This is a genomic window from Nonomuraea sp. ZG12, assembly GCF_052068115.1.
Taxonomy (GTDB): domain Bacteria; phylum Actinomycetota; class Actinomycetes; order Streptosporangiales; family Streptosporangiaceae; genus Nonomuraea.
This window is the reverse complement of sequence record NZ_JBQHCW010000003.1, coordinates 172263-196927: the sequence shown is the minus strand read 5'-3', so window position 1 is coordinate 196927 and position 24665 is coordinate 172263. Positions and strand designations below refer to the sequence as shown.

23 protein-coding genes are annotated in these 24665 nt (G+C 71.0%); 10 read left to right on the top strand and 13 right to left on the bottom strand.

Annotated elements, in window-relative coordinates; all coding sequences use genetic code 11:
- Window positions 1-3: 3 nt before the first annotated feature.
- The 3 genes from ACTMTF_RS12730 to ACTMTF_RS12720 all read right to left on the bottom strand — a co-directional run bounded on the left by ACTMTF_RS12730 (window position 4) and on the right by ACTMTF_RS12720 (window position 4199).
- Window positions 4-1509, bottom strand: coding sequence for a nickel/cobalt transporter (locus tag ACTMTF_RS12730; RefSeq protein WP_441110779.1), 1506 nt, complete (start codon window positions 1507-1509; stop codon window positions 4-6).
- Complete coding sequence (locus tag ACTMTF_RS12725) at window positions 1506-2756, bottom strand: tetratricopeptide repeat protein (RefSeq protein WP_441110778.1); 1251 nt, start codon at window positions 2754-2756, stop codon at window positions 1506-1508. Before ACTMTF_RS12725 ends, ACTMTF_RS12730 begins: the two co-directional genes overlap by 4 nt.
- A gap of 66 nt (window positions 2757-2822) precedes the next feature.
- On the bottom strand, window positions 2823-4199 hold the full coding sequence (locus ACTMTF_RS12720; RefSeq protein WP_441110777.1) for a DUF4331 domain-containing protein: 1377 nt from the start codon (window positions 4197-4199) through the stop codon (window positions 2823-2825).
- Window positions 4200-4416: 217 nt separating this feature from the next.
- Here ACTMTF_RS12720 and ACTMTF_RS12715 point away from each other — a divergent pair, with 217 nt between their 5' ends.
- From ACTMTF_RS12715 to ACTMTF_RS12705, 3 genes are read left to right on the top strand one after another with little or no spacing between them, the layout of a single operon-like run.
- Window positions 4417-6126 (top strand): ABC transporter ATP-binding protein, encoded by a 1710-nt coding sequence (locus tag ACTMTF_RS12715; protein ID WP_441110776.1) that lies wholly within the window; start codon window positions 4417-4419, stop codon window positions 6124-6126.
- A gap of 51 nt (window positions 6127-6177) precedes the next feature.
- A complete protein-coding gene (gene hutU, locus ACTMTF_RS12710) occupies window positions 6178-7827 on the top strand; it encodes a urocanate hydratase (RefSeq protein WP_441110775.1) in 1650 nt (549 codons plus the stop codon).
- A 42-nt stretch (window positions 7828-7869) separates the two neighbouring features.
- Window positions 7870-8694 (top strand): MurR/RpiR family transcriptional regulator, encoded by an 825-nt coding sequence (locus ACTMTF_RS12705; RefSeq protein WP_441110774.1) that lies wholly within the window; start codon window positions 7870-7872, stop codon window positions 8692-8694.
- Here the strand turns inward: ACTMTF_RS12705 and tgmC are convergent.
- From tgmC to ACTMTF_RS12685, 4 genes are all read right to left on the bottom strand, one after another.
- Complete coding sequence (tgmC, locus tag ACTMTF_RS12700; protein WP_441110773.1) at window positions 8691-9845, bottom strand: ATP-grasp peptide maturase system methyltransferase; 1155 nt, start codon at window positions 9843-9845, stop codon at window positions 8691-8693. The two genes, ACTMTF_RS12705 and tgmC, sit on opposite strands and share 4 nt — an antisense overlap.
- On the bottom strand, window positions 9842-10642 hold the full coding sequence (locus ACTMTF_RS12695; protein ID WP_441110772.1) for an ATP-grasp ribosomal peptide maturase: 801 nt from the start codon (window positions 10640-10642) through the stop codon (window positions 9842-9844). Before ACTMTF_RS12695 ends, tgmC begins: the two co-directional genes overlap by 4 nt.
- Window positions 10643-10702: 60 nt before the next feature.
- Window positions 10703-11020 (bottom strand): putative ATP-grasp-modified RiPP, encoded by a 318-nt coding sequence (gene tgmA / locus ACTMTF_RS12690; protein ID WP_441110771.1) that lies wholly within the window; start codon window positions 11018-11020, stop codon window positions 10703-10705.
- Window positions 11021-11175: 155 nt separating this feature from the next.
- Window positions 11176-12366 (bottom strand): helix-turn-helix domain-containing protein, encoded by a 1191-nt coding sequence (locus ACTMTF_RS12685; RefSeq protein ID WP_441110770.1) that lies wholly within the window; start codon window positions 12364-12366, stop codon window positions 11176-11178.
- 164 nt (window positions 12367-12530) lie between these two features.
- Here ACTMTF_RS12685 and ACTMTF_RS12680 point away from each other — a divergent pair, with 164 nt between their 5' ends.
- Window positions 12531-12686, top strand: a complete 156-nt coding sequence (locus tag ACTMTF_RS12680) for a DUF397 domain-containing protein (RefSeq protein WP_441110769.1) — start codon at window positions 12531-12533, stop codon at window positions 12684-12686.
- Between the two features lie 86 nt (window positions 12687-12772).
- On the opposite strand, the gene ACTMTF_RS12675 is transcribed toward ACTMTF_RS12680, so the two are convergent.
- From ACTMTF_RS12675 to ACTMTF_RS12665, 3 genes are read right to left on the bottom strand one after another with little or no spacing between them, the layout of a single operon-like run.
- The gene (locus ACTMTF_RS12675) at window positions 12773-13417 is read right to left on the bottom strand and encodes a response regulator transcription factor (protein WP_397010092.1); all 645 of its coding nucleotides are present in this window, start codon (window positions 13415-13417) and stop codon (window positions 12773-12775) included.
- Window positions 13414-14697 (bottom strand): sensor histidine kinase, encoded by a 1284-nt coding sequence (locus ACTMTF_RS12670; protein ID WP_441110768.1) that lies wholly within the window; start codon window positions 14695-14697, stop codon window positions 13414-13416. The genes ACTMTF_RS12675 and ACTMTF_RS12670 overlap by 4 nt, the downstream gene beginning before the upstream one ends.
- Window positions 14694-16352, bottom strand: coding sequence for a carboxylesterase/lipase family protein (locus ACTMTF_RS12665; RefSeq protein WP_441110767.1), 1659 nt, complete (start codon window positions 16350-16352; stop codon window positions 14694-14696). Before ACTMTF_RS12665 ends, ACTMTF_RS12670 begins: the two co-directional genes overlap by 4 nt.
- Before the next feature lie 119 nt (window positions 16353-16471).
- Between ACTMTF_RS12665 and ACTMTF_RS12660 the strand changes: the two genes are divergently transcribed.
- Entirely contained in the window at window positions 16472-16699 is a 228-nt protein-coding gene (locus ACTMTF_RS12660) for a hypothetical protein (protein ID WP_441110766.1), read from the top strand.
- Here ACTMTF_RS12660 and ACTMTF_RS12655 read toward each other — a convergent pair.
- From ACTMTF_RS12655 to ACTMTF_RS12645, 3 genes are read right to left on the bottom strand one after another with little or no spacing between them, the layout of a single operon-like run.
- Complete coding sequence (locus ACTMTF_RS12655) at window positions 16679-17428, bottom strand: ABC transporter permease (RefSeq protein ID WP_441110765.1); 750 nt, start codon at window positions 17426-17428, stop codon at window positions 16679-16681. The two genes, ACTMTF_RS12660 and ACTMTF_RS12655, sit on opposite strands and share 21 nt — an antisense overlap.
- Complete coding sequence (locus tag ACTMTF_RS12650) at window positions 17425-18378, bottom strand: ATP-binding cassette domain-containing protein (RefSeq protein WP_441110764.1); 954 nt, start codon at window positions 18376-18378, stop codon at window positions 17425-17427. Before ACTMTF_RS12650 ends, ACTMTF_RS12655 begins: the two co-directional genes overlap by 4 nt.
- 8 nt (window positions 18379-18386) lie before the next feature.
- Window positions 18387-18920 (bottom strand): PadR family transcriptional regulator, encoded by a 534-nt coding sequence (locus ACTMTF_RS12645; RefSeq protein ID WP_441110763.1) that lies wholly within the window; start codon window positions 18918-18920, stop codon window positions 18387-18389.
- A gap of 56 nt (window positions 18921-18976) precedes the next feature.
- On the opposite strand from ACTMTF_RS12645, the gene ACTMTF_RS12640 reads away from it, so the two are divergent.
- The 5 genes from ACTMTF_RS12640 (at window position 18977) to ACTMTF_RS12620 (ending at window position 24487) form a co-directional block, all read left to right on the top strand.
- Window positions 18977-19663, top strand: coding sequence for an SDR family oxidoreductase (locus ACTMTF_RS12640; protein WP_441110762.1), 687 nt, complete (start codon window positions 18977-18979; stop codon window positions 19661-19663).
- A gap of 94 nt (window positions 19664-19757) precedes the next feature.
- Window positions 19758-20966 carry an allantoate amidohydrolase gene (locus ACTMTF_RS12635; protein ID WP_441110761.1) on the top strand — a complete coding sequence of 403 codons (1209 nt, stop codon included), beginning with the start codon at window positions 19758-19760 and terminating at the stop codon, window positions 20964-20966.
- On the top strand, window positions 20957-22297 hold the full coding sequence (locus ACTMTF_RS12630; RefSeq protein WP_441110760.1) for a formimidoylglutamate deiminase: 1341 nt from the start codon (window positions 20957-20959) through the stop codon (window positions 22295-22297). Before ACTMTF_RS12635 ends, ACTMTF_RS12630 begins: the two co-directional genes overlap by 10 nt.
- Entirely contained in the window at window positions 22294-23478 is a 1185-nt protein-coding gene (gene hutI, locus ACTMTF_RS12625; protein WP_441110759.1) for an imidazolonepropionase, read from the top strand. The genes ACTMTF_RS12630 and hutI overlap by 4 nt, the downstream gene beginning before the upstream one ends.
- A 67-nt stretch (window positions 23479-23545) precedes the next feature.
- The gene (locus ACTMTF_RS12620; RefSeq protein WP_397010078.1) at window positions 23546-24487 is read left to right on the top strand and encodes an RNA polymerase sigma factor RpoD/SigA; all 942 of its coding nucleotides are present in this window, start codon (window positions 23546-23548) and stop codon (window positions 24485-24487) included.
- The last annotated feature ends 178 nt before the right edge of the window (window positions 24488-24665 follow it).

Genomic DNA, 24665 nt, shown 5'->3' with positions numbered 1-24665 from the left:
CGTTCAGAGCGCGACCGCGGAGCGGATGGCCAGGCCGGCGCCGAGCACCACCACCATCGTGGCCGTGCCCAGCGGGGCGAGCGCGGAGAGGCGGGTCGCCAGGCGGCGGCCCGCCGAGGCGCGCTGTTCGAGGCGATCGGCGAGCTTGACGAGCAGCAGGCCGGTCACGGTGAGCGTGACGGCCATGCCCAGGCCGTAGGCGGTCACCAGGGCGACCCCGAACCAGGTCCGGCCCAGCGCGACCGCGCCCAGCAGCACGATCAACGCCGACGGACTCGGCACCAACCCACCCGCCACCCCCAGCCCCACCACCCCAGACCTCTTCCCCCCACCACGAGCCCCGTGCCCATGGCCGTGGCCGTGGCCGTGGCCGTGGCCGTGGCCGTGCTCATGTTCGTGGTCGTCGGGGTGGTGGGCGGTTCTGAGGAGGCGGAGGCCGATGAGGGCGATCAGCAGGCCGCTGGCCACGCCGAGCCAGGACAGCACCGACTCCCCGGCCAGCGTCGTGAACGCGCTCAGCACCAGCCCGACCACCAGCACCGCGCCCGTGTGGGTGGCCGTCACCGTCGCGCCCACGGCCAAGGCGTCACGGGGACGGCCCCGGCGACCGGCCAGGTACGCGGCCATGATGGTTTTGCCGTGTCCCGGGATGAGCGCGTGCCCTGCGCCGAGCACCACCGCCAGGCCGAGCGCCAGCAGCCCCAGCGGCACGGTCAGATCGTCCGCGCCGATGAGCCCGGTGAACAGGCGGTCCAGCGCGGCGAAGGCGTCCCCGATCGGCCCGCCGACCGGGATCACGGAGATACCGACACCGGACGCACCCGGCTCCGCCCCACCGAAGGCAGTCGGGCCGGGGCCGGGAACTCCCGAGGTGGTGGCGCCGGTGTCAAGAAGAGCGCCGGGGGCGGCTACGGCGACGGTGGCCGTGCGTTGGTCGAGGGGGTCGGACAGGAGGTCGTCGGGGTAGCGGCGTAGTTCGTCGGTCACACTCGTCGCGGGCACCGACGAACGGGACAGGCGGACGCCGTCGCCGGTGGCGGTGATCTCACGCCAGCCGATCCGGTCCTGCTCGAAGCCGTCGGTGAAGCTCACCGTCCCCGCCACCCGGGTCACGGCGACCAGCTCGCAGGTCAGGCGGCTGACCTGGAGGCCGCCCTGGCCGGGCGCGTGAACGTGGGCGGATCGGGCCACCTGCCAGGGCGCCGCCCTGCCGTCCACTTCGAGGCTCTGCGCGGTGGCGAGCGCCGTGCATCTGCGGGTCGCGTACGTGTCGTCCACGTCCGGCTCGGCCTGCAGTGTCGGCAACTCGGCCAGGTCCACTACGGCGAGGTTGCGCACGCGGTCGGAGGAGACGCGCAGACCGTTGTAGTGGTTGACGGTGAAGTTGCCGAGCGGGTGAGCGAGGGTCGCAGGGGTCTCGGCGTGGGCCGTGGTGCTGGGCAGGACGCTCGCGCAGAGCGTGAAGATCAGCCCGGCGGTGGCGGAAAGGGCGAGCTGGAGCGGTTTCATGAGGGCCTCGCCAGTGCGGGCAGGTCGGGGTCGAAGCCGGTGGCCGAGGTGGTGCGGGTGTCGTGGCCGGTGGTCGGGGTGGTTCGGGGGGTGCGGCCGAGGGCGCGTTCGATGGTGGCTCGGTGGTGGTGGATCAGCGGGTTGCGCCAGCCTGTCGAGGTGGCCTGCTTGGCATGGTGGAGTGCCGCCTCGGGGCGGCCGGCTTTGAACAGGGCCCAGGCCAGCGCGTCGGCGGCGACGAGGTTGGGGTTGCGGGCGTGCTCGGCGCGGGCGTGCCGGACGGCCCGCGCGGGGTCGCCGTGGTCGGCTTCGAACTCGGCCCAGGTCAGATCGTCGCGTACGCCCGCTTCCTCCAGGAGGGTTCGCTGGGCGCGCAGCAGGGTCCAGTCGGCGGGCAGGCCTGCCTTGAGGCGGGTCTCGCCCTGCTCGATGAGGTACTGGGGGAGGGGCAGCCGCTGGACCACACGCTCGTAGAGCGTGAGCGCCTCGGTCAGGCGGCCGTCCAGGGCGGCGACGGAGGCTCGGCCGGCGAGGGCGGGGGTGTAGGCGGGCTGGGCTTCCAGGGCTTGGGTGTACCAGCGGTCGGCGGTGTCGAGGTCACCCTGGTGCAGGGCCAGTTCGCCCAGGTAGTGGCGGGTGTAGGCCAGGTCGGCGGGGGTGTGCGCGTCGTCGTGGGCGTACTCCAGGAACGTGCGCGCCTGCTCCTGGTCGCCCCGGAGCTCGGCGGCGTACGAGGCGCGGGCGAAGGCGGCCACGCCCGGGCGCAGGCGCAGCATCGTGTCCACGGCCCGTTCGGCGGCGGGCAGGTCGCCGAGCTGGGTGCGGGCGTCGGCGAGCACGCCGTGGGCGGCGGCGTTGTAGGGGTTGACGTCGATGGCCTGCTCGGCCAGCTCGGCCGCGTCGGCGAACTCGTGCCGACCGGCCGCCAGGGCCGCCCTGCCGGTCAGGACCGTGTCGTCACGCGTGTCGTCGCGCGGGTCGAGCCGGGCGGCCCTGGCCAGCGCGCCCTCCGCCTTGACGTAGTAGGACGGGTCGCCGGTGACCCTGGCCTGGTCCACGTACTGGCTGCCGAGCAGGGCCCAGCCGTGGTAGTCGCCGGGAAGACGCTGCAGACGCTCTTGCAGAGTCTCCCCGGCGGGACCTCCGGCCGCGGCCGGCACCGGGTCAGGGGGCGCGGAGACGGCGAGGACGGTGAACAGCAGGGCGCCGGCCAGGACCAGTCCGGTGGCCGGAAGAAGTGGGCGCATGAGGACTCCGGTGCTCAGAAGGTGCCGCGACGGGAAGAGCGCTGGTCAAGGCCGGTGCGAGCGGGGTCAGCGTTGGCTCACCGCGACGTTGCCGGGGAGGGGGATGTACGGGAACGTCTGGCCGAGCGGTCTGTCGTTCGCGTCGACCTTGTCCGTGAGGACGGGGATGAGCTTGCCGGATCGCGCGGCCCCCGCCACGGCCTGCAGGGCGATGTCCACGACGTCGTCGCCGAGGCGGCGGCCGTTCGGGAAGCCCTGCAGGTCGCCGCCGAGGACGCCGAGCCTGTTGGGGCTCTTGGCGGGCGGGACGGAGGTGTTCAGCCGCAGCATCTCGGCCGGCCGTACCGCGTGCACGTCCTTGTTGAGCGACAGCGAGTTGAGATCGGCCGCGATCGGCCCGTTGTCCTTGGCGACGCCGGTGAGGAAGATCTGCACCAGGTCGGCGCGCGGCGTGGGCGGGGCCTTGATGCCGTAGACGGATTGCAGCAGCCGGGCGACCTCCGGGTCGGTGACCCGCTTGACCAGGGCCGGTACGCCGGCGTCCCGGTCCGGGGGGAGCGCGTTGAACGCGTCCTTCAGCCCGGCGGGGGCGACGACCTCGTTGACCAGCGGGTTGCCCAGGCGTGAGACCTGGACGTGCCGGTGCCCGTTGAACTTGTCGGTCGTGGACCAGACGCCGATCACTGGGTTGCGCCTGGCGTCGCCCTTGAGCACCAGGTCCTCCACGGGCACCTGGAGGCCCAGCGTGCTGACGTTGTAGCCCTTGGCGGTGTCCTGGCCGACCTGGGACAGGTCGCCGCCGTACAGCAGGTCGAACACGCGCAGGTCCAGGAAGAACGCCTCGTCCGACTGCCCGGCGAAGGCCCGGCCGCCGCCCCGGAGGCCGGTGATGGCCTGCGAGCGCAGCGTGGCGTAGTCGGGCATGGACGCCGGGCCGACGTTGCTCGGCGCCACGACGCCGTTGGCGACCAGGGTCCGGGTGCGGCCATGGGTGATCCGCTTGAGCGTGTAGCGCTGCCGGTAGAGCAGGTTGCGGTCGGTGAGGGAGGTCACCGGCCCGTTGTTGTAGAGGAAGGTGTCGTTGCCGCGCCGGTCCTCTTCGCGGAACGTCCACTGGTAGGTGATGTCGGGCTTGGCGTCGCCGTTGTTGTCGATCTTGATGTTGTAACGGGACTTGGTGTCGAAGGGGTAGAAGTTCGGTCCGCCCTGAGGCTCCTGGAACGGGATCCAGTTCGACAGGAGGGTCACGGTGCCGGCCTTGTCGGGGCTGACGAACGCGTACACGTCGGTGTTGTCGTTGCGCGGGTCGCCCGCGATCGCCGGGGCTTCGCGGTGCGAGGAGGCGATGCCGGAGTCTGTACGGAGCAGGGCGAGCGAGGAGGCGGTCAGGGCCGCCGCGACGCCGAGTCCGATGAGAGCGCGCCGGTTGATCCGGAGCTCCATGGTCGGTCCTTTCGAGAGCTGCTTGTCTGAGAGGTTCCGGCCGGGTTCCTCGATGCCCTATTCGTTCCAGCGCGTCCGCCGGATGAGGCGTCTTCATCCTCAAGGAGGAGCGTCAATATGAGTTGACATACTTAAGTCGTCAATCTAAGTTGACGGGTGCTGAATCGGTGTCGCCGTTCGTTGGCTGTTGTCGGGATATATCTCGAAAGGGGAGCTTGTGATCAAGGAATTACTCGCATACCTGCGTCCGCACAGGCTGGTCCTGATCGTGGGCGGAGTGTTGGGCCTGATCGGATCGGCGGCGGGCCTGGCCATGCCGTTGCTGGCGAAGTACGTGGTGGACGCCTTCGGGCAGGATCGTTCGATGGCCGGGCCGCTCCTCGGGCTGACCGCCGCGGTGTTGGTCGGAGCCGTGGTGTCCGCCGCCGGCGGCTATCTGATGGAGCGCACCGGCGAGGGCGTCGTGCTCGGCGCCAGGCGCAGGCTGGTGGACCAGATGCTCAGGCTGAAGGTCGCGGACGTGGACCGGCTCAAACCCGGCGACCTGCTGTCGCGGGTGACAGGCGACACGACCTTGCTGCGCGCGGTGCTGACCAACGGGGTGGTCAACTCCGTGGGCGCGGCGTTCATGCTGGTCGGCGCGATCGTGATGATGGCGATCATGGACGGCGTCCTGCTGCTGATCACGCTGCTCGTGATCGTGGTGATCGGCGGACTGACCGGGATGGTCATGCCGAAGATCCAGCGGGCGCAGAAGCACGCGCAGGAGGCCGTGGGCGAGATGGGCGCGGTGCTCGACCGGGCGCTGCAGTCCTACCGCACGGTCAAGGCCAGCGGTGCGGAGGAGCGCGAGATCGGCGTCGTCTCCGCCGCGGCCGAGCGCGCCCGCGACCGGGGCCTGCAGGTGGCCGGGTGGACGTCGCTGGCCGGCGTGGCGACCTGGATGGCCGTGCAGGTCGCCTTCCTGTGCGTGCTCGCGGTCGGCGGCTCCAGGGTCGCCGCCGGCACGCTGGAGGTCTCGGCGCTGATCGCCTTCCTGCTCTACCTGTTCTACCTGGTGGCGCCGATCGGGCAGCTCGTCGAGGGCGCCGTCCAGCTCCAGCAGGGGCTGGCCGCGATGAGGCGGATCAAGGAGATCGAGGACCTGCCGGGCGAGCCCGTCGCCAAGCTGCTGCCGCCGGAGGACCCCACGCCCCTGGGCGTCACGTTCGAGGACGTGGTCTTCCGGTACGGCGAGGACCGGCCGCTCGTGCACGACGGGGTCACCTTCGAGGTGCCATCGGGCGGGCTCACCGCGCTCGTCGGGCCGTCGGGAGCGGGCAAGTCCACCGTGTTCGCCCTGCTCGAACGCTTCTACGAGCACCAGAGCGGGACGATCGCGCTCGGCGGGAAGCGGATCGAGGACTGGCCGCTCGCCGAGCTGCGGGCCGCGCTCGGCTACGTCGAGCAGGACGCCCCCGTGCTCGCGGGCACGCTGCGGGAGAACCTCCTGTTCGCCGCCCCGGAGGCCACCGAGGAGGAGGTGCTGCGGGCCGTCGCCCGGACCCGGCTGGACGACCTCGTGGCCAGGCTTCCCGAAGGGCTCGAAACGGCCGTCGGGCACCGGGGCGTGCTGCTGTCGGGCGGCGAGCGGCAGCGGGTCGCCATCGCCCGCGCGCTGCTGCGCAGGCCCAGGCTGCTGCTGCTCGACGAGGCCACCTCCCAGCTCGACGCGGTCAACGAGCTGCGGCTGCGCGAGGTCATCGCCGAGGTGGCGAAGGAGACGACCGTGCTCGTCATCGCGCACCGGCTGTCCACCGTGACCAACGCCGACCGGATCGTGGTCATGGAGGCGGGCGGCGTCCGTGCGGTCGGCACACACGCCGAACTGGTCGGCGGGGACGAGCTCTACCGTGAGCTGGCGGCCACGCAGTTCCTTGTCAGCTAGCCGTTGTACTCTTCGGGTGACATAGATGAATGTGTTCATTCAGGAGGTCGCATGAGCCGCACCGTGCGGGCGCCGCGAGGCACCACGCTCACCGCCAAGGGCTGGCCGCAGGAGGCCGCGCTCCGCATGCTCCAGAACAATCTGGACCCGGAGGTCGCCGAGCATCCGCAGGAGCTCGTCGTCTACGGCGGCTCGGGCAAGGCCGCACGGGACTGGCCGTCGTTCGACGCGATGGTCAGGACGCTCACCACGCTGGAGGGCGACGAGACGCTGCTGGTGCAGTCCGGCCGGCCCGTGGGCGTCTTCCGCACCCACGAGTGGGCGCCCCGGGTGCTCATCGCCAACTCCAACCTGGTGCCCGACTGGGCCAACTGGGAGGAGTTCCGGCGGCTGGAGTCGGCCGGGCTGACCATGTACGGGCAGATGACCGCGGGCTCCTGGATCTACATCGGCACTCAGGGCATCCTGCAGGGCACGTACGAGACGTTCGCGGCGGTGGCGGAGAGACACTTCGGCGGTTCGCTCGCGGGCACGATCACGCTGACGGCCGGGCTCGGCGGGATGGGCGGCGCCCAGCCGCTGGCCGTCACCATGAACGGCGGCGTCGCCATCTGCGTCGACTGCGACCCGCGCTCCGTCACCCGGCGGATCGAGCACCGCTACCTCGACGTCCAGGCCGACTCTCTGGAGGAGGCGCTGCGCCTGGCCTACGAGGCGCGTGACGCCCGCCGCGCGCTGTCCATCGGTGTGGTGGCCAACGCCGCCGAGGCGCTGCCCGGCCTGCTCGCCCGCGGCGCGGAGATCGACATCGTCACCGACCAGACCTCGGCGCACGACCCGCTGATGTACCTCCCGGCCGGGGTGGCGTTCGAGGACATGGCCACCGAGCGGGACAAGGACCCGGCGGGCTTCACCGAGCGGGCCCGCGAGTCGATGGCCAGGCACGTCGAGGCCATGGTCGGCTTCAAGGACGCCGGGGCCGAGGTCTTCGACTACGGCAACTCGATCCGGGGCGAGGCCAAGCTTGCCGGCTACGCGCGGGCCTTCGACTTCCCCGGCTTCGTGCCCGCGTACATCAGGCCGCTGTTCTGCGAGGGCAAGGGCCCGTTCAGGTGGGCGGCCCTCAGCGGCGACCCCGCCGACATCGCCGCCACCGACCGCGCGATCCTCGACCTGTTCCCCGACAACGAGCCGCTGGCCCGCTGGATCAGGAAGGCGGAGGAGAAGGTCCACTTCCAGGGGCTGCCCGCGCGCATCTGCTGGCTCGGCTACGGCGAGCGCGACCTGGCGGGCGAGCGCTTCAACGACATGGTGGCCTCGGGCGAGCTCCAGGCCCCGGTGGTGATCGGCCGCGACCACCTCGACAGCGGCTCGGTGGCCTCCCCCTACCGCGAGACGGAGGCCATGGCCGACGGGTCCGACGCCATCGCCGACTGGCCGTTGCTCAACGCCATGCTCAACACCGCGTCCGGCGCCTCCTGGGTCTCCATCCACCACGGCGGCGGGGTCGGCATCGGCCGCTCCATCCACGCCGGGCAGGTCACCGTCGCCGACGGCACCGCGCTGGCCAGGGAGAAGATCTCCCGGGTGCTCACCAACGACCCCGGCACCGGCGTCATGCGCCACGTCGACGCGGGCTACGACGAGGCCGCCGCCGTGGCGGCCGAGCGGGGCGTCCGCATCCCCATGCGTGAGTCCTGAGTGACGGGATGATAATGCCGGGGCCGCGGTGTTGGAGGAGGCGTGACGGGGTTCGACGAGTTGCTCGACGGCCGGAGACTCTCACCGGTGCAGCGCAGGATCGCCCATTACCTGGGGGAGCATCTGGAGGAGGCGATCTTCCTGTCCAGCGTGGAGCTGGCCGAGCGGGCCGGGGTGAGCCAGCCGTCGGTGACCAGGTTCGCCGTGGTGCTCGGCTTCGCCGGCTACCCCGAGCTGCGCCAGGCGCTGCGCCCGCTGGTGCTCGGCGGCGCCCCGGAGGGCTCGCAGGAGAGCGTGCTCAGAGGGGCCGTCGACCGTGAGATCCGCAACCTGACCGTGGTGCGCGACCGGCTCGGCAGCCTGCCGCTGAAGGAGCTGGGGGAGGCGCTGGCCGCCACCGAGCCGCTGCCCGTGCTCGGCCTGAGGGTGTCGGCCGGGCTCGCCACCACCTTCGCCTACTACACCCGGCGGATCCACCCCGACGTGCGGCTGCTCACGCACGGTGGCTCGGAGCTGACCGACGGCCTGCACGCGGCCCGCCGGGCCGGCGCCGAGTGGATGGTGGCCGTGGTGCTCCCCAGATATCCCACCGAAGTCATCCACGCTCTGCAGTACGCCGAGAAACTGGGCTATCGGGTTGCGGCGATCTGCGACCGGCCCGACTTCCCCGCCGAGGTGGTGCTCGACGCCCCGGTGGGGGACCGGCTGGTGTTCGACTCGCATGTGGCGCCGCTGGCCCTGGCCATGGCCCTGGTGGAGGCCATGGCCGACGCGGCGCCACTGCGCACCCAGGCCCGGCTGGAGGAGTACGAACGCATGACGGACGAGACCGGCACCTTCCAGCCAGGCGACCTTTCGTTTCCTTAGGCGGGCAGATTCCACGTGGGCCCGTCCGGGTCGCCGAGCCACACTCGCTGTCCCTGGCGTGTCACGGTGAGCCCGAAGCCGGATTGGTGTGGGCTGCCGGCGTGCTGCCAGGTCAGGACCGCATCCTCCACGGCCTGCCAGAGCCTCAGCGGGCCGTGCTGCCGAACCAGCCACCCCTCATCCTTCGGATCCCGGCGCGTGGTGGCCTGGGAGCCGGTGGCGACATCAAGCAGGATGATCTCATCACCGAACCCCAGTTTCTCGGCCGAAGGAGCGCCGAGCTGGGCGACGAACCGGCCGGTCGAATCATCCAGAACGTTCGGGTCGATCCTGCTCTCCCGCTCGTCGCCGAGCCCGATCACGTACGACGACCGGGGCGGGCGGGCATGTGGGCGGGCGGGCATGAAGGCGAAGTCGTCGAGCAGGAACCGGCCGCAGGCGGAGCCGTCGTCGGCCAGGGTGAGGTGAGCCAGCGCGTCGCCCGGCATCCACCCGGACAGGGGTGCGGTGATGGTGCCGCCGTCGCGTACCTGCTCCATCCAGGACAAGGGGATGTACCGCACCGAGCAGGTCGCGATGAGGCGGTCGTACTCGGCGTTCTCGTCGTACCCCGCCAGGCCGTCACCGACGACGAGCGTAGGCGCGTACCCGGAGTCCTCCAGCGCCAGGCGGGCGCGGGCCGCGGCATGGTGGTCGTACTCGATGCTGGTCACCTGACCGTCGCCCAGGCGCTCGCACATGAGCGCTGTCGAGTACCCCGTCCCCGTTCCGATCTCCAAGACCTTGTCGCCGTCCCCGATGCCTGCCCGTTCCAGCATCGCGACGACCAGGCTGGGCATCGTCGAGGATGAGGTGGGAGCACCGACGGTGATCGTGCCGGCGGTCTCGGCCGGGATGCCGTCGACCTGGGTGATCCAGGTCTTGTCGGAGTAGGCCATCTCCCACCACTTCCCCTCGGGCAGGTGGCTTCGCCGTATGGAGTGCCAGTGGTCCCCGGCCATCGATGCGTCCCGGCAGAAGAGGGCTTCACCGAGGAATCGCTCACGCTGTACGACCTCTACCGCTCGGCCCCAACCGGGATCGGTCAGGGCGCCTTCTCGCGCCAGCAGTGCGACCAGTTCCTGGCGGAGATGCATTGGAGTGGTGCTCATGACTCTCTTTTCTGGCGGGTCAGCGCGTCAGCTATGGCGCCGGCGATCTGGTGGGGTATCGGGTCGTCGAACCACGCCCATTGACCGTTGGGGTTGCACTCCAGAAACACCCACTCGTCGTCGATCAGGCAGAAGTCGAAGGCTCCGAAGACCAGACCAAGTTGGTCCAGGTATGCGCGCATGCTCTTGACGACGGCTGGAGAAGCCTCGATGAGTCGGTACGACAATGAGTCGTAGTGCAGCCGCCAGTCCAGCGCAGGGGCGCCGTCGATGCGTACAGGAAAGACACGGTCGCCCACCATCGTCACCCGAACGTCGGCCGTCTTCTCCACCTGCTCCTGGAACAAGTGAGCCGCCCCGGTAACGGTCTCGTCCACCTCTTCGGGGTCGATGGGATGCGCCCAAATAGTCCGCCACTTACCGTCGTCGGTCTTGAACGGTGTGGACCACAGCGGTTTGTACACCGTGCCGTTCGATCGCGACGCGAAACGACGTACGCTGTCCGGCCGGTTCGTGATCAGGGTGTGCGGGATGGCCAGGCCGCAGGCGGCGGCAGTAGCGAGTTGGAGCGGCTTGTACTCGGCATCCCGATTGCGGAACGGGTGGTTCAGGTAGAACGCGCCAGGGAGGGTCGCCAAGACGCCGCCCAGCCCGTAGCGCGCTTGCTCGGCCGCCCAACTCGCGCTACTGGTGTCCATCCCGGGCAAGGGCTTGTAAGGAGTGGGCTGACGCCAGTAGACGGCGCTCACGCCGGACAAGTCCAGGCGGCGGGTCGGTGTGTCGATCGACCCCGTCATGCCCGAACCATCGAAGTAGGCGGACGCAGGCGACCACCAGGACGGGTGCTGTCATCGGAATCAGTCCTGTACCCAGTCCTGGGTACTGTCTGCCTCGCCTTTGGGTGCGTTGCCGCTGCTCCCGTCACCCAGCGGAGGTGCGGTGGGGCTCGGCTTCTGCCTGTTCGTGCCGTGCTTGCCCGCCTCGATCGGCTGGTGGGTGACCGGGTCGGTGTAGATGCCCGTCTGCTTCACCGGGTCCAGGTGGACACGATAGGGAACATGGCCGCTGTCTCCGCTCTGCCTGAGAAACGGCGCCATTTGCGACACCCCCCATGGGCGGGACCTGCCCCCAGAGACCCCGAGGTTCGAGGGGGTCGGATCGTGGGTCACGTGCATGAACTCCTCCATTCACTTGGATGTGGTCGAGAACCGTGAAGGTCCAGTCCTCGCGCGCCCAAGAAAGCACGGTAAGACGAGAGTGGCGAAGCGTGTACGGACAGTGCGTACGGATTGGACGTTGTCCTGATGCCGACCCGTACGCTGCGTACGGGTCACTGCTCGAATGCGCTGACCAGATCGCGCAGTGACGACGAAAGCCGCTGACGGTGATCAACGAGATCATCAACGACGGACCGGGCGAATCCCTGGTGGCGGAACCATTCCAGTGACACGGCCTTGGCTTCGGCCGCGGCCTCCTCGGCGGCCTCCGACTTGCGCAAATCCAGCAGAGCGCGGGCATCATTCAGCCGGTGGCGCCCCCACTGCACCGGCAGCAAATCCGCCCGCCGGACAAGGGCACTCGCCTTCAATGCGGCGTCGGGACGGTTCAGCGCGGTCATGACATGCGTTGCCTGCACGCCGACGTGAGAAGGGCCGAAGCTCACCCAATAGTCGTGCCGGTCGGCCCCCGCCCTGGCCGCGCCGGCCCTGGCGACGCTCAGATACTCTTCGGCCTGCGTACCGTCTCCCCGCGCCCCGCACGCGACGGCAGCATGCAGGATGAGACCACCCCAGGCGGTGAGCTGGTTGGGAACCGCAGCCGACATGGTGGGCTCGATCTCTTCGGCCATGCGAACAGCGATCTTCTCGGCCTCCTCCGAACGGCCTTGATGCAGCAACACCCATGAGTAGGTCCCGTGCAAGGTGGCCAGCCGGTACGGGTCGTCACCGCTCTGTCCCGCGCTGATCGCCCGCTCGGCCGCGACAGCGGCAGCGTCGTCCCGGCCGGTATGAACGAGGACGCAGGCGGCGAGCTGCCAGGCGTGGGCCAATGGGGCTGCGCCGACTGTCCGGTCCGCGCCGTGCAGCACGCGGCACCGGTGGATCAGGTCAGGCAGGTCGGCGGCCAAGACGCCGAACTCGCCGCCGAAGTACGCGTCATACCCGCTCTCGACCCGGTGCCACAGCTCCGTCGCGTCGGGCTCCTCCTGGCCGTCCTCCGGGCTCATCTCCAGCAGCAGACCAGGATTGATCACCGCGTCGCGTACCGCCAGCGACGGGGCACCCGGCACCGGCTCCAGGTACGGCCCCTTGCCCGCGATGACTCCGGGATCAACGTCCAGTGCCCGTGCCAGCTTGACCATGCTGGACCAGGACATGCCCTTCTTGACGTCTCGCTCCAGAGCGGAGACCAGGTCCACGCTGAGCCCGGCACGCTCGGCCAGTTCCGCCTGCTTGTAGCCACGTCGGAGGCGGAGTCCGCGAACGCGCTGCCCCGGCGTCGTCGGCTTGGTCTGCGGCATGGGGTCCCTCTCGCCCAAGGGTTGCCGCCCACCTGCAGAGTAACCGCTGGGCGATCGTTGGCGTAGGTACTCATAGAGGTAGGGGAGCCCACCTTGTTCCCCTGAAGGCATGGCGTATCCCGTCGACAGAAGTCGGGAGGCCATTCGCGAGGTGGTGACGACTTATGAGTAACGCAGGTCTCCGTGTAGGTGTGTGGACCAAGGCCGAAGCGTCTGGCGGGAATGGCGGAAGCTGTGTCGAGGTGATGCGGCGGCCGGATGACGGTGTTCTTGTCAGGGACACCAAGGATCATGGGGAGGGGTTCAGCCTGGTCGGCTGAGCCCTTCTCGATGCCGTGATCCGTACATGCCTGTAGGGAGGGGTGGAATCCCTGACAGCGATTCAGCCGCAGATCTTCATTCCAGATCAGAGGAGGTCGGCTCGGTGGGCGAGGAGGCCCGCCTGAGTGCGGTTGGCCAGGTCGAGCTTGTCCAGCAGGCGTGAGACGTAGCTCTTGACCGTGGTCTCCGACAGGAACAGGCGGGCCGCGATCTCGCCGTTGGTCAGGCCCTCGCCGAGGCAGCCGAGCACGTCGCGCTCACGGTCGCTCAGCGCGGCGACCCTGGCTCGTACGGCCTGGCGGGCGTCGTCCGTGCTCGCCGAGCGTGAGACGAGGTGGCGGGCCGCCGACGGTGACAGCACGGTGTGGCCCTGGGCCGCGACCTTGACGAGGTCGATCAGGTCCTCCGGTGGCGTGGATTTCACCAGGAAGCCGCTGGCTCCCGCCTCCAGCGCCCTCAGGACGTGGGTGTCGGAGTCGAACGTGGTCAGCGCGACCACCGCCGGTGAGGTGCTCAACCTGGTGATCTCGGCGGTCGCGGTGATGCCGTCCACGCCCGGCATTCTGATGTCCATCAGGACGACGTCGGGGGCCGTACGCAGCACCGCCTCCACTGCCTCCGCCCCGTCCTCGGCCTCGGCCACCACCTCGATCTCGCCTGCCGAGGCGAGGATCGTCCGGAGGTGACGGCGGACCATGGGGTCGTCGTCGGCCACGAGCACCTTGATCATGTCGTCTCCCGTCCGCGCTGCCTGGTTCCGTGCTGCCCGGTCTCCGTGGGAACGGAGGCGGGGAGGGTGGCGGCGACGCGGAAACCGCCGTCCGGGCCGGAGGCGGCAGCGAAGGTGCCGCCGAGCAGGGTGACGCGGCGCCGCAGCCCGTCCAGGCCCATACCGGAGCCACCCGCCGCCAGCTCGGAGGCGGACACAGGCGGGGCGTTGCTCACCGTGACGGTCATGGTGTGGTGGTCGTAGGCGAGCTCGGCCTCCACCCGCGTGCCGGGCGCGTGTTTCCGCGCGTTGGTCAGCGCCTCCTGCAGCACCCGGTACGCGGCCCGCGCGATCGCCGGGGTCACCGCTCCCGGCCGGCCGGTGACGCGCAAGGTGGTCGGGTTGCCCGCCGCGACGGCCCCGTCCACCAGGAAATCGAGGTCGGCGGAGGTCAGCGTGACATCCGGCGGCTCCTTGGACTCCTGGGGCTGGTCGTGGCCGCGCACGATGCCGATCAGGTCGCGCAACTCCGTGAGCGTGCGGGTACCCGCGTCGCGGATGTGCTCGGCGGCGGACCGGACGGCGTGGTCGGCGGTCGAGACCTTCAGGGCGCCGGCGGCCAGGACGATCTCCGTGACGTGATGGGTGACGATGTCGTGCATCTCCCCGGCCAGCCGCTGCCGCTCGCCCGCCCTGGCCCGCTCGGCCAGCAGGTGCCGCTCGCGTTCCGCGCTCTCCGCCTGCTCGGTGAGAAGGCGTCGCTCCCGTTCCGCGCTCTCCGCCCTGTCCCGCAACGATCTCACCAGTTCCCGGCGGGCGCGGACGTACAGAGCGAGTACGGCGGGCAGGACCGTCGTGGTGAGCCCGGCGTACACCGTCTCCCAGTCCGGGGCCCACGGCCGGCCGGCCGACAGGGCCAGCACCGTCACGTACGCCAGCGCCTTCCGGCGCGGCAGCTCATGGACCAGGAACCACACGATCACCGGCGTGCACAGCGGCGCGGTCACCGGCGTGGCCTGCTCGGCCGGGGTGAACGTCCCGGGAGCCAGCGTGTCCCCGACGGCCGCCGCCACCGTCGTCGCGCACGCCACCAGCGCCACCATCCGGGGGAAGCGGCCGAGGAAGGGCAGGCAGGCGTTCACGACCAGGCTCAGCACCAGCCCGGCGGCCGGGCCCAGGGGGCCGCTGGTGCGCTGGACGTTCCGGTAGAGGGCCAGGTCGAGCAGGATGAACGCGACCATGGCGAGGACCAGGAAGGCCTGAGCCCTCCTGGCCTCGTTCATCTGGGGTGGGGAGGTCATGGTCGGTTGAACAGGTCACATCGGGGCGCGGGCGTGGTGGCGGTGCTGCCCGGCCGCTCGGTGATCAGGTGGGCCACCGGCTTGCCGCCCCGCCAGCGCGGCCACGCCTTGCCGCTCGACGCCGGCGTGCCGGTCCGCGCGAACGTGGCCCAGGCGGTCACCATATCCCGGGCCACCGACCGCTGGGTCCCCGTGAGCGGGACGGGCCGGCCGTCGAGGTTGATCGGCTTCTCTTTGACGTCGAAGAGGTACGCCAGCTCCGAAGCATGTCCCGCGCCGGCCGGGAAACCGGGCACGGTCGGGATGAACGGAGGCGCGGTGTCGTCGCCGAAGACGTACGCGTACACCCTGGTGTGCTTCGTGAGGGCGTCCTGGGTGGCGGCATGTGGGCAGGAGAAGATCGCATCGGTGTACGGCGCCGCCCACGCCTCGTGCGCGGTGCCGTACCGGTCGCGGGGATAGCGGCGGGCGACCTCGTCCGCCTGGTCGCCGAAGCCCTGGCGGAGCAGGTCGGGCAGGTTGGCGTCGTTGATCGGCTTGCCGAGCAGGGTCATCACCCCGGCCATCAGCAGGGCCTCCTCGGACGTGTGGCCCGACAGCACCGGCACCCGGGCGAAGTCCCCGTCGCGCAGCGCCTGGTCGGGGGCGACGGGAAAGGTGGGGCCGCCGTAGGACGCCGCCGTGAAGTACTCGGTCAGGTTCAGCAGGTCCTTGACCGGTTTGGCGCGCAGGCACTCCAGCGTCCTGGCGGCGTCACGGCAGCCGACCCGCCGGGCTGCGGTCTGGGTGGCGGCGTAGGTCTCCTTCAGCGACCGCCAGTACGGGATCCTCGGCGTGCCGGGGGCGGCCGCGTTCGGCAGCAGGACCGTGCCGCACGTGCCGCTCTGGATGATCGCCTTGTGGAACAGGCCGCGGCCGGCGGGGGAGGTGAGGTGGCCGCAGGTGGCGATGCCGCCGCCCGACTCGCCGAACAACGTCACGTTCCCGGCGTCGCCCCCGAAGGCCGCCGCGTTCCGCCGTACCCAGCGCAGTGCCGCCTGCTGGTCCTGCAGCCCGAACGTGCCTCCGCCGGACATTCCGGGGACGGCCAGGTAGCCGAGCACGCCGAGCCGGAACTCCACCGTGACCACCATGACGTCGCCCTGGACGGCGAGGCGGCGCGGGTCGTAGTCGGCGCCCCGGCCCGCGTTGAACCCGCCGCCGTGCAGCCAGACCAGCACCGGCCTCGGCTTCTGGCCCGCCTTCTTCGGTACGGTCACGTCGAGCGTGAGGCAGTCCTCGGCGTCGCTGCTCTCCTTCGGGTTGTCGCTCGCCTGGGGGCACGCCGGGCCGGAGGTTGTCGCGGGTACGACGCCCTGCCACCTGGCGACGGGCTTGGGCGGTTGCCAGCGCAGTTCGCCGATGGGCGGCTGGGCGTACCGGATACCCCGAAATCTCAGGACATTTCCGTCTTCTGTCCCCCGAACTCGCCCGCTGTCAAGCCTCACCTCAGGCCCGGCCCCGGCGCTGCTCGACGCACTGGCCGCGCCGCTGGTCGCCGGGCTGGTCGCGCTGACTGCAGCCACCGGATCTCCTTCGGTCCGGGCCGCCTCGCAGCCCTGCGTGAGCAGGAGCGCGAGCGCCCCCAGGACGGCTCTGCCTCGTGGTGCATCCATGACCAGCACGCTAGGAAGCGACCCCCACCTCCCGGTACGGCCGCAGGTTGCGTTCGACCGACCGAAGGTTGCCAGTGGGTCGACCGGGAGTCGGCAGAGGCGGCCGGTGGTGGTGAGCGATGACGGGCGCATTGATGGCGAGATGGTCCAGCGTCTGCCCGGCCCAGCGAGTGACAGGGTATGAGCCGCTGTCCGGGTTCGCGGTCGACACGGTCGCTGCCGTGACCCTGGAGTCCGGTGCGCGCGCCGTGTTCAAGGCCGCCGCCGCGTGTGAGGTCGAGGTGGAGCTGTGGGCGCTGTGGTCTATGGCGGAGCGGGGCGCCTCCTCAACCGGCGATCTTCCTTAGTGAGCGCACCGACCAGGTCACGGTCAGCGCCGCGAGACCCAGCATGACGGCGAACGCCACGGGCACCGACAGGTCGGTGAGGTCGCCGGCGAACAGCGCCCGGCCGGCCTCCACCGGGTGATAGAAGGGTGTGAACCAGGCGATCCGCTCCAGCCAGTCGGGGCCGAGTGCCATGGGCAGCAGCGCGCCCGACAGCAGCATCAGGGGCAGCGCGAAGAACTGCATGATCTGCCCCATCGCGTTCTCGTCACGCAGGCCGAGCGCCAGGCCGTAGGCCACGCCGGAGGCGAAAAGCCCGGTCACACCGAGGAGCAGCAGCATGAGCAGCGCCTCCACCGGGCCGATTCGCAGGCCCATGACCAGCGCGATGAGGATCACCATCAGCGACTGGACCGTCAGCACGGCCACGTCCCTGAGCATGCGGCCCAGCACGAGCGCGGGCCGCCAGACGGGCGCGACCGCGATGCGCTCCAGCACGCCGCTGCGCATCTCGTAGATGGTGCCGTAGGCGACGCCCATCGAGCCGAACAACGCGGTGATGACGAGCATGCCGGGCGCGAAGGAGGTCAGCGCCCGGCCGAGGTCGCCGCCGAAGGCCATGCCGGCGTACAGCGGGGCGAACAGCAGCAGGTACATCACCGGCTGGATGATCCCGAACAACGGCCAGACCGGATTGCGCATGGTGTTGCGCACCTCGTGGCCGAGGAAGAGCGCGGTGTCCCTGATCATGCGGCGGCTCCCGTGTCGCGCAGTGACCGGCCGGTCTTGGCCAGGAAGACGTCGTCGAGCGTGGCGCGGTCGAGGGCGATGGAGGTGATGCCGAGCCGCTGTTCCTCCAGTGCGCGCAGCAGCGGGGGCAGGGTGTGCTCGCCGTCGTCCACGTACACGCGCAGTACGTCCTGGTCCAGGCGGGTCTGCCTGGCCAGCGGCGCCAGCGTCGCGGCCGCCCGCTCCGGCTCGTCGAGCCTGAGGGTCACCACGTCTCCGGACACCTCCCGCTTGAGCTCGGCCGGGGTGCCGTCGGCCACGACCACACCGTGGTCCACGATGGCCAGGCGGTCGCAGAGCGCGTCCGCCTCCTCCAGGTAGTGGGTGCTGAGCAGGACGCTGGTGCCCTGGTCGCGCAGCTCCTTGATGCGGTCCCACAGGTTGGCCCGATTCTGCGGGTCCAGGCCGGTAGTGGGCTCGTCGAGGAACAGCAGCGGCGGGGTGTGCACCAGCCCGAGCGCGATGGAGACCCGCCGTTTCTGGCCGCCGGAAAGGGTACGGCCCGGCCGGTCGGCGATCTCGGACAACTCGAACCTGTCGAGCATCTCGTCCGCCGCCTTGACCGGATCCGGCACCCCGTACAGCTTGGCGGCGAAGACGATCTGCGCGCGGGCGGAGATCTGCTCCTCCACTCCGCCGGACTGGCTGACGTAGCCGAGACGGCGGCGGATCTCGCCCGGCTGCTTCAGCAGGTCGTGCCCGGCGATCGTGGCGCTGCCGGCGTCGGGCCTGATGAGCGTGGCGAGCATCCTGATCGTGGTCGTCTTGCCGGCGCCGTTGGGGCCCAGCACGCCGTAGATCTCTCCTGCCTTCACCTCCAGGTCGACGCCTCTGACGGCCTCGACCGTCTGGGCGCCCTTGCGGCTCTTGGTGGTGAAGGTCTTCTTTAAGCCGTGGGCATTGATGATCATGCTTCTCCTCAGGGAAGCTCGTCGTTCTCCACTTTCGGCAGCGCCTGTTCGCACCAGTCGAGCTGCGCGCGCAGGGTGCCGATGTTGAGCTTGAGGTTCTCGTCGATGTGCCGGGGGGCGCCGAAGCGCTGCTTGGCGCCGAGCGCCCGCTCGGTCGTCGCGATGCCCAGCTTGAGCTGCTCGATCCGGGCCTGCAACGCGCTCACCAGCTGCGGACGCTCCAGCCTGTCGAGGAAGGTGACCGCCACCTGGAAGGGATCCACGATGGGCTTGACCTCGTGCCAGGTGAGCATGAGCAGCCGGTGGTACTCGAAGCGGCCGTCGTCGGTCAGGGCGTAGACGGTGGAGCCGCCCTTGCCCGTCTCGACCACCTCCAGCAGGCCTTCGTCGGCCATCTTGCCGAGCCCGTGATAGATCGAGCCGAACTTGACGTTGGCCCAGCTGTCGGCTCCCCAGGTCTCCAGGTGCCGTCGGACCTGGTAGCCGTTCAGCGGGCCGTCGAGCAACGTGCCGAGAATGAGAATGCGGGTGGTCGTGGACATGTACTCAAGTTTGTACTCAAATTTTAGTGCCTGTCAATCGTGAGAGGCTTCCGACCATGAGCGAACGACCTACGGCCCTGGTCACAGGGGCCACTCGCGGGGTGGGGGCGGCCGTCGCCCGTGCCTTCGCCCCGACCCACCACGTCATCCTCGGCGGGCGCGACGAGCGGGCGCTGGCCGCCCTGGCGGCGGAGCTGCCCGACGCGCGGCCCTGGCCGGTGGAGCTCACTGAGGTGACCGAGGCGGACGTCGCCGGCGTCGATCGGCTCGACGTGCTGGTCCACAGCGCCGGCGTCACCACGCTCGGCCGGATCGGGGAGCTGCCCGCCTCGGTGTGGCGTGACACGATGGCGCTCAACCTCTTCGCGGTCGCGGACCTCACCCGGCTCGTCCTGCCGGCCCTCAGGCGGGCGCGCGGCCACGTGATCTGCGTCAATTCCGGCGCCGGGCTGCGGGCCAACCCGGGCTGGGCCGCGTACGCCGCCAGCAAGTTCGCGCTACGGGCCTTCGCTGACGCGCTGCGGCAGGAGGAGCCGGACCTTCGCGTCACCTCGGTCTACCCCGGCAGGGTGGACACCGACATGCAGCGGAGCGTGCGCGAGCAGGAGGGCGGCGCGTTCGAGCCGGACCGTTACCTTCAGGCCGACAGCGTGGCTCGCGCCGTCCTCGCCGCCGTCAACGCCGGCCCCGACGCCCACCTCACCGAGCTCACCCTCAGACCGAGCGCGGGACCCGTCACGTAGAACCCTGCCCGGCGCTTCGCCACTCGGCAGGTTGGCAGGGCCGCTCCGGGCCGTCGGCGTGAGTGTGAATGGATCCATTCACTACAGTGGGTTCATGCTTGAGGAACTCGCGCGTACCGGTCGGGACTCCGCCACCAATGGCTACGTCAGGGACGCGTGGTCTCCGCCTGACCTGGAGCTGCGTGAGTGGTTCGCGGGCGAGGCCACGCGCAGGGGTCTGGACCTGCGGGAGGACCGTAACGGCAATCTCTGGGCCTGGTGGGGCGACCCCGCGCGCGAGCCTGGCGTGGTCACGGGCAGCCACCTCGATTCCGTACGGCAGGGCGGCGCGTACGACGGGCCCCTCGGGGTGGTCTCGGCCTTCGCAGCCATCGATGTGCTGAAAAATCGGGACTTCTTCCCGAAGAAGCCGCTCGGCGTCGCGTGCTTCACGGACGAAGAGGGTGCCCGGTTCGGAGTGCCGTGCGTCGGGTCGCGGCTGCTCACCGGGATGCTCGCGCCCGAGCGGGCGCTGGCGCTCAGGGACGACGAGGGCGACACCCTGGCCGACGTCCTCACCAAGGCCGGCCGCGACCCGCGCGGGCTGGGCCGCGACGACGAGACGCTCGCCCAGGTCGCCACGTTCGTGGAGCTGCACGTGGAGCAGGGCCAAGGCCTGGTACGGCTCGGCAGACCGGTGGGCGTGGCCCAGGCGATCTGGCCGCACGGGCGCTGGCGGTTCGACTTCCGGGGGCGGGCCGACCATGCGGGCACCACCAGGCTCGCGGACCGCGACGACCCGATGCTGCCGTTCGCCCGCCTGGTGCCGGCCGCCCGCGACGCCGCCGCCCGGCGCGACATCGTCGCCACGATCGGCAAGGTACGCGTCTCGCCCAACAACGCCAACGCGGTGCCCGGCCTGGTATCGGCGTGGCTCGACGCCCGCGGCCCGGACGAGGCCGACGTCCGCGCCTTGGTGGAGGAACTGACCGCCCTGGCGTCCACGGCCGGAAGCGGAACGGGCGGAGGCGCCGGGGTGACGGCCGAGGTGAGCGAGGAGTCGTGGACGCCCCTGGTGGACTTCGACCACGGGCTGCGGGAGCGGCTGGCCGCCGTCGTGGGCGGCGGCACGCCGGCGCCGATCCTGCCGACCGGCGCCGGGCACGACGCCGGCATCCTGGCCGCCGCGGGCGTTCCCGCCGCCATGCTGTTCGTACGTAACCCCACCGGCGTGTCCCACTCCCCGGAAGAGCACGCCGAGCAGGCAGACTGCCAGGCGGGAGTCGTCGCACTGGCGAGTGTGCTGGAGGAGCTGTGCCGCTGACCTACTGGTGCGAACAGGCCTGGCTGCCCGACGGCGTCGCCGACAGCGTGCTCGTGACGATCGACGGCGCCCGGATCGTCGAGGTCGTACAGGGGGACCCGGGCGGGGCGCGCCGCCTGCCGGGGCTCACCCTCCCGGGCCTGGCCAACGCCCACTCACACGCCTTCCACCGGGCGCTGCGCGGCACGACGCAGACGGGCAAGGGCGATTTCTGGACCTGGCGCGACCGGATGTACGAGGTGGCGGCGGGGCTCGACCCCGACGCGTACCTCGCCCTGGCGAGGGCCACCTACGCCGAGATGGCGCTGGCGGGGATCACCTGCGTGGGGGAGTTCCACTACCTGCACCACGCGCCGGGCGGCAGGCCGTACGACGACGCGAACACCATGGGCCACGTCCTGGTGCGGGCCGCCCGCGAGGCGGGGCTGCGGATCGCGCTGATCGACGCCTGTTACGTCTCGGGCGGGCCCGGCACACCGCTGGCCGGGGCGCAACTGCGGTTCGGGGACGGGAACGCCGACGGGTGGGCGGTGCGGGCCGAGGAGCTGGCCGCCGCCTACCGGGGCGAGCTGGACGTGGAGATCGGCGCGGCCATCCACTCGGTCCGCGCGGTGCCGCCCGAGCAGATGCCGGTGATCGCGGAGTTCTCCCACCGGCACGCGGTCCCGCTGCACGCGCACGTGTCGGAGCAGCGGGCCGAGAACACCGCGTGCGTGGAGACGTACGCCGCGACTCCCGTGCAGGTGCTGCACGAGCACGGCGCGCTCGGGCCGCGCTCGACCGCGGTGCACGCCACCCACCTGTCCGAGGTCGACGTCGAGCTGCTCGGCCAGTCCGGCACCTACGTGTGCATGTGCCCGACCACCGAGCGCGACCTGGCAGACGGCATCGGGCCGGCCAGAACGCTGTACGACCGGGGCTCGGCGATGACGCTCGGCTCCGACAGCCACGCCGTGATCGACCTGTTCGAGGAGGCCCGCGCGGTCGAGCTGGACGAACGGCTGGCGAGCGAGCGGCGCGGCCACTGGAGCGCCGCCGAGCTGTTGCGCGCCGCCACCTTCACCGGTCACGTCTCGCTCGGCTTCCCCGACGCGGGGCAGCTCCTGCCCGGCGCGTGGGCCGACCTGGTCTCCGTGCGGCTGGACTCTGTGCGTACGGCCGGCGCGGCCGGGCTGGAGGCGGTCGCGTTCGCGGCGACGGCGGCCGACGTGCATTCGGTGATCTCCGGCGGTCGCCAGGTGGTCAGCGAGGGGCGGCACGAGCTGGGCGACGTCGGGACCATGCTGTCCGAGGCGATACGGCGGGTGAGCGGAAGGGTGGGCACCGGATGACCAGCACGGTGATCGACGGCATCGGGGTGCTCTACACCGGTGACCCGGAGCGCGAGGAGATCGAGGACGCGGCCCTCGTGGTCGAGGACGGCCTGGTGGCCTGGACCGGGCCGGCCGCCGAGGCGCCGCAGGCCGACCGCAGGGTGGCGGCGGAGGGCAGGGGGGTGATCCCCGGCTTCGTCGACAGCCACGCGCACCTGGTGTTCGCGGGAGACCGGACGGCCGAGTTCCAGGCCCGCATGTCCGGCCAGGCCTACACCGGAGGCGGCATCAGGACCACGGTCGCCGCCACCCGGCAGGCGGGAGACGCCGAGCTGGCCACCCGCGCCGCCGCCCTGGTGAAGGAGATGCGCGCGCAGGGCACCACCACCGTGGAGATCAAGAGCGGCTACGGCCTGACCGTCGAGGACGAGCGGCGCTGCCTGGAGATCGCCACCGCCCTCACCGACGAGACCACCTTCCTGGGCGCCCACGTGGTCCCCTCGGGGATGGACGCTGACGACTATGTACGGCTCGTCGCCGGTGAGATGCTCCAGGCCTGCGCGCCGTACGCGAAATGGGTGGACGTCTTCTGCGAGCGCGGCGCGTTCGACGGCGACCAGACGCGGGAGATCCTGCGTGCCGGGATCGCGGCCGGGCTGCAGGCCCGGGTGCACGCGGGCCAGCTCGGCGAGGGGCCGGGCGTGCGCATCGCGTGCGAGCTCGGCGCGGCCTCGGCCGACCACTGCACCCACCTCACCCCGGCCGACGTCGACGCGCTGGCCTCGTCGGGCACCGTCGCGACGCTGCTACCCGGGGCGGAGTTCTCCACCCGCTCGCCGTACCCGGACGCCAGAAGGCTCATCGACGCGGGGGTGACGGTCGCGCTGGCCACCGACTGCAACCCGGGGTCGTCGTACACCTCCTCCATGCCGTTCTGCGTCGCGCTGGCCGTACGGGAGATGGGGATGACGCCGCTGGAGGCGATCAGGGCCGCCACCTACGGCGGGGCGCGCGCGTTGCGCAGGACGGACGTAGGCTGGCTGCGCCCCGGCACCCGCGCGGACCTCGTCGTTCTCGACGCTCCCTCCTATGTGCATCTGGCCTATCGCCCCGGCGTTCCCCTTGTTCACCAGGTGTTTCAGGCCGGTCTCCTCCTTGAGGAGGACCCGCAGAACCCTCCGCTGGTCGTAGGCCTTTAGGGAATCTTTGCTTCTGGCCAGACGTTGGCGGGATAAGAACGCAGCTGCGGGAACGAGGTGCCTGGGGATGGCAAGGCCTACGGGGAGTCGCGGAAGCGAGCAGCACGTCGCTGACCGGGATCTGCTGGGGACGTACCTGGCGGAGATCGGCAGGGTTCCGCTGCTCACTGCGGAGCAGGAGGTGGAGCTCGCCAAGCGGATCGAGGCGGGACTCTTCGCCGAGCAGTTGCTCGACAGTGGGGGCTCGGAGCCGCGCATGGGGGATGCGGCGGACGAGGAGCTTGAGAGGCTGGCCATCTCGGGCCAGCGGGCGAAGGACGAGTTCATCCAGGCCAACCTGCGCCTGGTCGTGGCGGTGGCCCGCAAATACTCGGGGCGCGGGATGCCGCTGATCGACCTGGTCCAGGAGGGCAACCTGGGGCTGGTCCGCGCGGTGGAGAAGTTCGACTACAAGCGGGGCTACAAGTTCTCCACCTACGCCACCTGGTGGATCCGGCAGTCGGTGGGCCGGGCGATCCACGAGCAGGCCAGGCCGGTGCGGCTGCCCACGCACGCCGGGGAGCAGATGACCCGGCTGATGCGGGTGCGCAGGGACATGCTGGCGGAGCTCGACGTCGAGCCCACCGACGAGGAGCTCGCGGCGCTCCTGGAGCTGCCGATCGAGCGGGTCAAGGAGCTGCGCCGCTGGGCGTCCGACCCGGTCTCGCTGCAGCTCGGCGTGGGTGACGAGGATGAGACCGAGCTGGGCGACATGATCGCCGACGACACGTGGGCCGATCCGGAGCAGCAGGCGATCGACATCCTGGAGCGCGAGCGGCTCGACCAGTGGCTGACCGGGCTGGAGGGCGACGCGCGCGACATGCTGCGCTGGCGCTACGGGCTGGTGGACGGCCGCGAGCACACCCTCACCGAGGTGGGCGAGCGCTACGGCATCGGCCGCGACCGGGCCCGCCGCATCGAGCGCGACGCCCTGGCCAGACTCCGCAGGATGGCCGACGCCGCCGCCTGACCTGGTGCCGCGCGGGCCGCTTCAGATGTACGCGTAGACCCCCTCCCAGTTGGGGAGGGGGTCTACGCGTCCGCGCCGTTGCCGTCCGAATCCGTCAGTCATCGGCCCACGTCCCGTCCGGGATGCGGCAGAGCAGCCCTGGCGTGGTGAGCCAGGTGTCGTCGATGCGGCCGCTGTG

Excerpts from the sequence above, each read along its gene's own strand:
- ACTMTF_RS12730 (WP_441110779.1), bottom strand. The coding sequence starts at position 1,509 with ATGAAACCGCTCCAGCTCGCCCTTTCCGCCACCGCCGGGCTGATCTTC.
- ACTMTF_RS12725 (WP_441110778.1), bottom strand. The coding sequence starts at position 2,756 with ATGCGCCCACTTCTTCCGGCCACCGGACTGGTCCTGGCCGGCGCCCTG.
- ACTMTF_RS12720 (WP_441110777.1), bottom strand. The coding sequence starts at position 4,199 with ATGGAGCTCCGGATCAACCGGCGCGCTCTCATCGGACTCGGCGTCGCG.
- hutU (WP_441110775.1), top strand. The coding sequence starts at position 6,178 with ATGAGCCGCACCGTGCGGGCGCCGCGAGGCACCACGCTCACCGCCAAG.
- tgmC (WP_441110773.1), bottom strand. The coding sequence starts at position 9,845 with ATGAGCACCACTCCAATGCATCTCCGCCAGGAACTGGTCGCACTGCTG.
- ACTMTF_RS12695 (WP_441110772.1), bottom strand. The coding sequence starts at position 10,642 with ATGACGGGGTCGATCGACACACCGACCCGCCGCCTGGACTTGTCCGGC.
- tgmA (WP_441110771.1), bottom strand. The coding sequence starts at position 11,020 with ATGCACGTGACCCACGATCCGACCCCCTCGAACCTCGGGGTCTCTGGG.
- ACTMTF_RS12685 (WP_441110770.1), bottom strand. The coding sequence starts at position 12,366 with ATGCCGCAGACCAAGCCGACGACGCCGGGGCAGCGCGTTCGCGGACTC.
- ACTMTF_RS12680 (WP_441110769.1), top strand. The coding sequence starts at position 12,531 with ATGAGTAACGCAGGTCTCCGTGTAGGTGTGTGGACCAAGGCCGAAGCG.
- ACTMTF_RS12675 (WP_397010092.1), bottom strand. The coding sequence starts at position 13,417 with ATGATCAAGGTGCTCGTGGCCGACGACGACCCCATGGTCCGCCGTCAC.
- ACTMTF_RS12670 (WP_441110768.1), bottom strand. The coding sequence starts at position 14,697 with ATGACCTCCCCACCCCAGATGAACGAGGCCAGGAGGGCTCAGGCCTTC.
- ACTMTF_RS12665 (WP_441110767.1), bottom strand. The coding sequence starts at position 16,352 with ATGGATGCACCACGAGGCAGAGCCGTCCTGGGGGCGCTCGCGCTCCTG.
- ACTMTF_RS12660 (WP_441110766.1), top strand. The coding sequence starts at position 16,472 with ATGACGGGCGCATTGATGGCGAGATGGTCCAGCGTCTGCCCGGCCCAG.
- ACTMTF_RS12655 (WP_441110765.1), bottom strand. The coding sequence starts at position 17,428 with ATGATCAGGGACACCGCGCTCTTCCTCGGCCACGAGGTGCGCAACACC.
- ACTMTF_RS12650 (WP_441110764.1), bottom strand. The coding sequence starts at position 18,378 with ATGATCATCAATGCCCACGGCTTAAAGAAGACCTTCACCACCAAGAGC.
- ACTMTF_RS12645 (WP_441110763.1), bottom strand. The coding sequence starts at position 18,920 with ATGTCCACGACCACCCGCATTCTCATTCTCGGCACGTTGCTCGACGGC.
- ACTMTF_RS12640 (WP_441110762.1), top strand. The coding sequence starts at position 18,977 with ATGAGCGAACGACCTACGGCCCTGGTCACAGGGGCCACTCGCGGGGTG.
- ACTMTF_RS12635 (WP_441110761.1), top strand. The coding sequence starts at position 19,758 with ATGCTTGAGGAACTCGCGCGTACCGGTCGGGACTCCGCCACCAATGGC.
- hutI (WP_441110759.1), top strand. The coding sequence starts at position 22,294 with ATGACCAGCACGGTGATCGACGGCATCGGGGTGCTCTACACCGGTGAC.
- ACTMTF_RS12620 (WP_397010078.1), top strand. The coding sequence starts at position 23,546 with ATGGCAAGGCCTACGGGGAGTCGCGGAAGCGAGCAGCACGTCGCTGAC.